We start from the raw sequence: 3,515 nt of genomic DNA, 5'->3' as shown, positions 1-3,515 counted from the left end.
CCTAAAAAATAGTCGCTGTCAGTGCCATGGTCGAATGTTCAACACGCCCTAATTATAGGTAGGATACTGTGAGATTCACCAGTGTACTGCCGTATCAATATGTGAATAAATGTGAGGTTACAAGACAGTTTGTAACTTTGATGTGTTGTTAATACAAAAAAAACCAAGCACTGAGGCGTACCAGCGCTTGGTTAAGTCATGACCATAATGATCGACGATATAAGGTACGGTGTTAGCAACCCTTGTTTAACAACATCTTGTTTAAACGAGATGACATTGAGCTTTGTCCAAATCAGTTGGACTCGTCGACACCATTGATCACTTTTAGTAGGTGTTCTTGAGCAACGTGTGGCACCTCCCCTGCTGCTGGCTGAAGCTGCTGCCATACGCCTGTGCCACTCAGTGCCCACGCTTGCGTGTTGTCTTGTAAGTAATTGATCAAACCATCTTGATATATCTGCTTAAAGAGCTTCTTATTTTCGATTGGAAACGCCACTTCGACGCGGTGAAACAAGTTACGATCCATCCAGTCGGCACTACCACAATACAGACGCTCATCACCGTTATTATAAAAATAGTAAATGCGCGTGTGCTCTAAAAACCGGCCAATCACCGAGCGTACCGTGATGTTTTCCGACAAACCTTTGACCTGTGGACGCAAACAGCACATTGAGCGCAAAATCAGCTCGATTTTTACCCCTGCTTGAGAGGCGTCATAGAGCTTGGCGATCAGGCGACGCTCCGTCAGAGCATTGACCTTGACCATGATATGAGCACGTTTGCCTGCCTTTGCGTGAGCGATCTCATCATCGATAAAGCTCATCAACTTATCATGCAAGGTAAAGGGCGCATGCAGTAGTTTTTTGAGATTGGCAGGTTTGCCCATACCAGTGAGCTCTTGAAATATCTTATGCACATCTTCTGAGATATCAGGATCGGCACTGAATAAGCCATAATCTGTATATACCTTGGCATTGGCCGCATGATAGTTGCCTGTGCCTAGGTGGATATAGCGGCGGATTCGATCTTCTTCACGGCGCACGATGAGCATGAGCTTGGCATGGGTCTTGTAGCCGACGATGCCATAAACCACAACCGCACCTGCTTCTTGTAAATAGTTGGCGACAGCAATATTGGAGGCTTCATCGAAACGCGCACGCAACTCAATGACGGCAGTGACTTCTTTGCCGTTACGGGCGGCAGCGGCAAGCGCTTTGACGATCTCTGAGTTGGTACCTGAGCGGTACAGCGTTTGCTTGATTGCCAAAACTTTTGGGTCATTGGCGGCTTGCCATAATAGGTTGACGACAGGCGAGAATGAATGAAAAGGGTGATGCACCAGTACATCGCTTTTACGCATAGCGGCAAACATACTGGATGATTTATCTGATTTATCCATCTCTCGGCGAAAGGCTTTTGGCACGGCATGAGTAAATGGCTGATAACGCAGTCCCGGAATATTAAAATCAAACAATAAGCGCGTCAGATTCACAGGGCCATTGACACGATACAGCTGATTGTCATGCAACTCAAACTCATTGAGCAGATACTCACTGATGTGCGCTGGACAGTCGGTTGTGACCTCAAGACGGACTTTGTCACCGAAGCGGCGGTTTTCAAGCTCGCCCTCAAGCGCTTTGGCGATATCTTCTACATCATCCGCCAGATCCAAATCTGCATTACGCGTCAGTCGAAACTGATGACAGCCGGTGACATTCATCCCCGGAAACAGCTCGCCAATATGTTCATGAATGATGGCGGACAGCATCACGTGATGCTCTTTGCCGCCCGTCAGCTCATCTGGCAGACGAATCACACGTGGTAAGCTACGAGGCGCTGGTACAATCGCCAAGTTGATGTCGCGACCAAAAGCATCTTTGCCTTCTAATGTGGCAATAAAGTTCAGGCTTTTATTGACCAATCGCGGGAATGGATGCGCAGGATCAATGCTTATCGGCGTCAATACTGGCACGACTTGCTCGGTAAAATAACGCTTCATCCAAGCAGATTGCTCAGCGTTGAGCTCATCACGTTTTAGGTAGCGGATATCCTCGAGCGCAAGAGCGGGCAAAATATCTTCGTTGAGAATACGGTATTGCTCATTGATGGCATCGTGTGTGATAACAGAGATTTCATTGAGTACCTTGCTTGGGCGCATACCGTGAGCACTGGTCGATACGTCACCGATATTGAGTTTTTGCATGATGCCAGCGACACGTATCTCAAAGAATTCATCGAGATTCGATGAAAAAATAATGAGAAAAAACAAGCGCTCAAGCAGTGGGTGACGAGGACTGGCTGCCTGCGCTAACACACGCAGATGAAACTGTAATAAAGACAGATCTCGGTTGATATAACTGCTGGGTGAATAACTGCCGTCTTCTGAGCGCTGCCACTCGACATCGACCAGTTCATCTTGGCTACTAAGGATAATGTCTTGCATACCCTTTTCGATGGCCGTTTCATTCACATGATTGACATCAATCATATCGTTAAGCTCACCACTACTCTGATTACTGTTATGCTCTACCACGTTACTACTCCTTTTGCGTTATCGATACGCCAGCATCTTATGTACGATTATGTTTATGACAAAGCAGCACTTAGCATAACTCAGCAGCACAGTGCGTTATCTAAGGGCTGTCATCTGTCGTTTTTTCTATTATTCTTATCTCGTTGTTAAACACCAATGTTCAAACCATACAATGCAAGAAACTAAAAGCGGCTAAGACGCTTGCGGTAATACCGCATTTTTCATACGTTTTTTGATAATGCGTTGCTTGTTACGCAAGCCCCTATCGCCTTGATTGCCTTCATAGTATTTCGGATTGGTCAGCATTCCTATCAATAGCGCTGATTCATCTCGATTGAGATCGGCTGCAGACTTATCAAAATAGTGGTGCGCGGCGGCATCGATACCATAGATACCATTACCAAACTCTGCCACATTGAGATAAGCGGTCAAGATACGCTGCTTGTCCCACAGTGTTTCTATCATCACGGTTATGACAGCTTCTTCTGCCTTACGTACATAAGAGCGATGCGAGGTCAAAAACAGGTTTTTTGCCAGCTGTTGGGTGATGGTTGAACCACCAGCAGACATTTTGCCCGTCTCTTCGTTTTTCTTTTGTGCCGCTTTGATACCGTCGATATCGAAGCCATGATGTTGACTAAACGTTGAGTCTTCACTCACAATTGCTGCTTGCTTGGCAGATTTGGCGATGGCGTCGTACTCAGCCCATGTCTGCGTGACGGTGCCGCCCGTTAGACGATGGGTTAACATAAACATGCTATTGTTGATTGGCTGTGTTTTCCAAATTAGCAGTAGTCCGGTGACTAGAATATGAAATGCCACAACCAATAATACAATTGCCAACAACAGACGTTTTATGAACTTACCAAAACTTGTCATGCGTGATATCCGAGTGATTAAAAAAGTAATAAGCTGAGAGAAAATGAGTAGGGCGTGTTGAACATTCGCAAATAGGCACTGCTGATCGCTAAAATTGTTCCAG

General features: G+C 45.9%; 2 protein-coding genes. Both read right to left on the bottom strand.

Annotation, left to right across the window (positions count from 1 at the left end):
* Positions 1–292: 292 nt before the first annotated feature.
* Complete coding sequence (gene ppk1 / locus L0G63_RS13555) at positions 293–2,443, bottom strand: polyphosphate kinase 1 (protein ID WP_301451125.1); 2,151 nt, start codon at positions 2,441–2,443, stop codon at positions 293–295.
* Between the two features lie 282 nt (positions 2,444–2,725).
* Positions 2,726–3,412, bottom strand: a complete 687-nt coding sequence (mtgA, locus tag L0G63_RS13550; protein ID WP_301451124.1) for a monofunctional biosynthetic peptidoglycan transglycosylase — start codon at positions 3,410–3,412, stop codon at positions 2,726–2,728.
* Positions 3,413–3,515: the final 103 nt, after the last annotated feature.

Source organism: Psychrobacter sp. (assembly GCF_030454045.1).
Lineage (GTDB): Bacteria > Pseudomonadota > Gammaproteobacteria > Pseudomonadales > Moraxellaceae > Psychrobacter.
This window is presented reverse-complemented; position numbering and strand designations above follow the sequence as displayed.